The 4,970-nt window shown below is 69.0% G+C and carries 4 protein-coding genes and 1 pseudogene; 3 read left to right on the top strand and 2 right to left on the bottom strand.

The window, feature by feature from the left end; all coding sequences use genetic code 11:
* The first annotated feature begins 254 nt into the window (after positions 1–254).
* A complete protein-coding gene (sigJ, locus tag ACAM49_RS38750) occupies positions 255–1,151 on the top strand; it encodes an RNA polymerase sigma factor SigJ (protein WP_369640494.1) in 897 nt (298 codons plus the stop codon).
* 6 nt (positions 1,152–1,157) lie between these two features.
* On the opposite strand, the gene ACAM49_RS38745 is transcribed toward sigJ, so the two are convergent.
* The gene (locus tag ACAM49_RS38745; RefSeq protein WP_369640493.1) at positions 1,158–2,813 is read right to left on the bottom strand and encodes a bifunctional 3'-5' exonuclease/DNA polymerase; all 1,656 of its coding nucleotides are present in this window, start codon (positions 2,811–2,813) and stop codon (positions 1,158–1,160) included.
* A gap of 138 nt (positions 2,814–2,951) precedes the next feature.
* On the opposite strand from ACAM49_RS38745, the gene ACAM49_RS38740 reads away from it, so the two are divergent.
* On the top strand, positions 2,952–3,857 hold the full coding sequence (locus ACAM49_RS38740) for an ADP-ribosylglycohydrolase family protein (protein ID WP_369640492.1): 906 nt from the start codon (positions 2,952–2,954) through the stop codon (positions 3,855–3,857).
* Between the two features lie 38 nt (positions 3,858–3,895).
* On the opposite strand, the gene ACAM49_RS38735 is transcribed toward ACAM49_RS38740, so the two are convergent.
* Positions 3,896–4,390 (bottom strand): carboxymuconolactone decarboxylase family protein, encoded by a 495-nt coding sequence (locus tag ACAM49_RS38735; RefSeq protein WP_369640491.1) that lies wholly within the window; start codon positions 4,388–4,390, stop codon positions 3,896–3,898.
* 215 nt (positions 4,391–4,605) lie between these two features.
* On the opposite strand from ACAM49_RS38735, the pseudogene ACAM49_RS38730 reads away from it, so the two are divergent.
* Positions 4,606–4,970, top strand: a pseudogene (locus tag ACAM49_RS38730) (hypothetical protein); the annotation flags it as partial.

Below are 4,970 nucleotides of genomic sequence, written 5' to 3'. Positions count from 1 at the left end.
CCGCTGGAAAGCGGCGTTGAACGCCTTCGACATCACCTTCGACGGCCGACTCACCGCCGGACGGAACTAACCCAATCAACCCGAGTTACACCGTTATCTGGACAGACCCGAATCCGACCTCCCAAAACTATTGGACACCCCTATCCCCCGAATCCGCCGAACTACTCATCACGCCTACTCACCCCTTCCCGCCCAGTGACCCAGGTCACAGTGTTGGGATGTCACGTTGTGGAGGTCGGTGGTGTCCTGAGGGCATGAGCACTGAGGAGCATGCTGAGCGGTTCACCGTCTTGCGGCCGTTGTTGTTCACGATCGCCTACGAGATTCTCGGGAGCGCGAGTGAAGCCGATGATGTGTTGCAGGACAGTTATTTGCGGTGGGCCGGAGTAGATCTGGCGACGGTGCGGGATACGAAGTCGTATCTGGCACGGCTGGTGACTCATCAGGCGTTGAACGCGCTGCGGAGTAGTTCGCGGCGGCGGGAGGATTACGTCGGGCCCTGGTTGCCGGAGCCGTTGTTGCTGGATGAGCGGGATGCCTCGGCGGATCTGGTGCTCACCGAATCGGTGTCGATGGCGATGCTTGTGGTGCTGGAGACGCTGACGCCGGATGAGCGGGCGGTGTTCGTGTTGCGGGAGGTGTTCGGGTTCGATTATGGGGAGATCGCCACGGCGATCGGGAAATCCATTGCGACGGTGCGGCAGATCGGGCATCGGGCGCGGTCGCGTGTGCAGGCGCGGCGTAAGCGGTTCGAGCCGGTTGATTCGGCGGAGATCGAGCGGGTCACCCAGCAGTTCATGACCGCGGCGGCGACCGGTGACGCCACCACATTGATGTCGCTGCTGGCGCCGGATGTCGTCTGGACCGCCGACGGTGGCGGCAAGGTGCTCGCGGCCGTGCACCCGGTCATCGGGGCGGAGACCGTCGCCGCGTTCCTGCTCAACCAGTTCCGCAAGCTGGCGACGGAGCCGGGCAACCGGATCGACATCGTCAATTGCAACAACCTGCCCGCGATGGCGCTCTACAGCGACGACCAGCTGCTGGGCCTGTACTTGATCGAGATCCGCGATGGCGTGATCACCAACTTCTACGCCCTCCGCAATCCCGACAAGCTGGCGACCGCGTCGATCCCGCGTCGCATCAGCCGGTAGCGCGGCTCATTTCGCGTCGGCGTAGCACTCGACTATCGCTGTGGTGAAAGGGAATCGGACCGGGGTGGGGCCGAAGGCGAGACGGCCCGCGGTGTCGGCGGCCATGGCGATCATGGCCGCGACAGTGTCGGCCTCTTCCTCGGGGCAGTGGACGATGACCTCGTCGTGTTGGAAGAAGACCAGTTCGGCACGCAGACCCGCCTGGTGCATGGACTGGCGTAGGCCCGCCAGGACGAGCAGGGTCCAGTCGGCGGCGCTGCCCTGGACTACGAAGTTGCGGGTGAAGCGGCCTCGGGCGCGGGCCCTGGGGGTGTTGGCGCTGTAGGCGGAACCGTCCTCGGCTTCGAACGCGACCGCCGGTGGGCAGGTGCGGCCGAACCAGGTGCGGACCAGGCGGCCCTCCTCGCCCGCGTGGGCGGCGTCGTCGACGTAGGCGACGGCGGCCGGGTAGCGGCGGCGGAGTTCGGCCATGTGGGTGAGGGCGTCGCCGGAGGTCTGGCCGTAGATCGCGCCCAGCATGGCGATCTTCGCCTTCGCGCGGTCACCGCCGAAGGCGCGGGCGGCGAGATCGGCGTAGAGGTCCTCGCCGCGACCGGCCACCTCCATCAGGCCCGGATCGCGGGAGATCGCCGCCAGCACGCGGGGTTCCATCTGATCGGCGTCGGCGACCACCAGCCGCCAGCCCGGATCGGCGCGGATGGCGCGGCGGACCAGCTTCGGAATCTGCAGCGCGCCACCGCCATTGGTGGTCCAGCGGCCGGTGACAGTGCCGCCGGGCAGGTATTCGGGGCGGAAGCGGCCCTCGTGCACCCACTGGTCGATCCAGGACCAGCCGTGCGCGGTGTGCAGGCGGTAGAGGGATTTGTAGGCCAGCAGGGGCGCGACCGCGGGATGGTCGATCTCCTGGAGTTCCCATTTCCTGGTGGAGGACAACAGGATTCCGGCGCGAGCGAACGCCTTGATGATGTCATTGGGCAGATCCGGCCGCACCCGCACGCCGTCGCCGAACGCGCGCGACACCTCGTCCGCGAGCTCAGCCATACGGCGCGGTTCACCACCACCCGACATACGTTCTCCCAGAACCGAATCGAGCAGCTCCCGATGCAGGTCGGCGCGCCATGGAATCCCGGCACGCGACATCTCGGTGGCCACCAACATGCCCGCGGACTCCGCGGCGAACAGCATCCGCATCCGCTCGGGATGCTCGGTCCGGGCCGTGCGGGCAAGCTGACCCGCGTAAACCTCGACCAGCGCATCGAATTCGTCCGCCCCCGACGGCAGCGGCACCGGGCCCGATTCGAACAGGGTCGGCTCGGTATCGGCCGCGCGGGCGGGCGCGTCCGGCGGCACCGGTAGGCGGCGCAGTCGAGCCCAGGCCGCCGCCAGCGAGCGCGGCTGCCCGGACTGCCCCTCCTCATGCCCGATGAGTAGCGCCTCGGCCGCCTCGACGTCATAGCACCGATCAACACGCACCCCGGCCGCCAGCAACTTCCGATAGCTGCCCGCGGTCGACCGCCACACCCACCGCTCCACCTCCGGCCGCGCCCCCACCGCAGCGGCCAGCGACGGCTCCTCGACCACGGGTCCGGCAGGCCGCCCATCGGCCCCCAGCGGACAGACCCGTGCCCCGCCCTCACCCGTCTCCGCGACCGCCCATCTCATGGACCCGAGTCTTCCAGCAGGCACAGACAACTCCGCGCACCCGCACTGGCAGTTCCCGTGCACCCGTGCGGGCCGGGGTTGCGGTCAAGCGGCCCGGGGTTGCGGGCGGCGGGTTCGGCTTGTCAGGATGGCGGCCGTATGACTTCCCCTCTCGATTTCGCGCGGGACAGCCTGGACGGATTGTCCGTCGGCGACGCGCTGGGCGCACAATTCTTCGTTCCGGGCCGCTCGGTCCCCGATCTCCTTGCCGGAAATCCCCCCGCACCGCCGTGGGAATGGACCGATGACACCGAGATGGCGTGCTCGGTCCTCACCGAGATTCGCGATCACGGCCGCATCGATAGGGACCGCCTGGCGGCATTGTTCGCCGATCGCTGCGAGCCGTATCGCGGTTATGGCGGTGGCACAGTCGTTGTGCTGCACCGGATTCGGGACGGCATCCCGTGGGCGGAGGCCGCGGCTGCCGGGTTCGGCGGGGTCGGCTCGTGGGGCAATGGCGCGGCCATGCGGATCGCACCGCTCGGGGCGTATTTCGCCGGGCAGCCGGATCGGGCGGCGGCGCAGGCGGCGCTCACCGCGGAGGTGACGCATCGGCATCCGGAGGCGATCGTCGGGGCGATGGCGGTCGCCGCGGCCGCCGCGCATGCCGCCGCGAGCCGTGGAAAAGGCTGTGCGCCAGAGGAATTGCTGCGATCCGTGGAGCCCTATTTGATCGACGGGCGCACGTCGGCCGGTATCGGCCGGGCCCGCCAGCTGCTGGGCAGCACGGTCGCCGAGGCCGCCTATGAGCTCGGCAACGGCTCCGAGGTCAGCGCCCAGGACACGGTGCCGTTCACGCTCTGGGCGGCCGCGACCTTCCTGACCGACTATCCCGCCGCCATCACCGCCTGCGTCGAGGCGGGCGGTGACGCCGACACCACCGCCGCGATCGTCGGCGGAATCGTGGCGGCGCACACCGGAATCGGGCCCCAGGGCGACCGGCGCGGCATCCCGGTGGCCTGGCTGGCGGCGCGGGAGCCGCTACCCGCCTGGGTCGCGAACTGACCGCTTACCCGGCCCGACCGCGTATCGGCGCCCGACCGCTATCCGGCCTGCTCGGCCACCTGCGCGAACATGCCGGGCTCGTAGGATCCGCCCTTCTGATGCAGGATCACGGCCATCCGATTGGCCGCGTTGATCATGGCGACCTGCGCGACCAGCGCGGCGATCTGATCATCGTCGTAATGCTTGCGCACCTGCGCCCAGGTCTCGTCGGAGACGCCCTCGTGGGCGTCGGCCAGGCGGGTGCCCTCCTCGGTGAAGGCCAGCGCGGCCTGTTCGGCCTCGGTGTAGACGGTCGATTCCCGCCAGGCAGCAACCAGATTCACCCGCAGGGCGGATTCACCGGCGGCGGCCATGTCCTTGGTGTGCATGTCCACGCACCATCCGCACCCGTTGATCTGGCTGGCGCGCAGGCTCACCAGCTCCTGGGTGGAGCGCGGCAGGCTCGACTGCGTGAGCAACATGCCGATATTGGCGAACCGCTTGGCGACCTTGACGCCGAATTCGTTGGCCATCAGGTCCAGTCGGGTTTCCATGGTGTTCTCCTTCGTTCTCGAGGTGACACCCGTGAGGTGCCGGCCGACCGATTCCCGTGACATCGATGACGTGTGACACGTGCCACACCCGAGCCGCGACACCGGCGCTCAACTCTGAGAACTTGGTGTGGCTTCTGTGAGGATCCAGGGCGAATGGCCGTCCGGCCGGGTACCGGCGCTGACTTCCCGGGCCCGGACCAGTAGCGTCGCCGATCGTGAAGAAGCATCAGAAGATCGGGCGCATCGCGATCGCCACGCTGGCGGTCGTGACCGCCCTGGGGGTGTCCGCGTGTGGCAGCGGGGACAAGCCGGGCACCAAGCCGGCCAAGACCACCACCTCGAAGGCCGTCGCCGCCCAGTCCAACTACCCGCCCGTCCCGACCGCGGCGGATCTCAACGCGGAACTGCAGAAGGTCACCGACCCGAGCGTGCCCAATGAGCAGAAGCTCGACGCGCTGCAGGGCGTCTCGGCCGACCCGACCCTGCCCCCCCGCTTCGCCGACGTCTACAAGCCGCGCGGCCCCCCCGTGACCGTCACCAACGGCACCGACCCGGGGGACCGCGCGAATACCGCCGCCGC

The sequence above is a fragment of the Nocardia sp. JMUB6875 genome, assembly GCF_041154655.1.
Classification (GTDB): domain Bacteria; phylum Actinomycetota; class Actinomycetes; order Mycobacteriales; family Mycobacteriaceae; genus Nocardia.
The sequence above is the reverse complement of the archived record's forward strand: the minus strand, read 5'-3'. Positions and strand labels throughout refer to the sequence as shown.

Coding starts and splice junctions, on each gene's coding strand:
- ACAM49_RS38735 (WP_369640491.1), bottom strand. CDS start 4,390: ATGGAAACCCGACTGGACCTGATGGCCAACGAATTCGGCGTCAAGGTC.
- ACAM49_RS38740 (WP_369640492.1), top strand. CDS start 2,952: ATGACTTCCCCTCTCGATTTCGCGCGGGACAGCCTGGACGGATTGTCC.
- sigJ (WP_369640494.1), top strand. CDS start 255: ATGAGCACTGAGGAGCATGCTGAGCGGTTCACCGTCTTGCGGCCGTTG.
- ACAM49_RS38745 (WP_369640493.1), bottom strand. CDS start 2,813: ATGAGATGGGCGGTCGCGGAGACGGGTGAGGGCGGGGCACGGGTCTGT.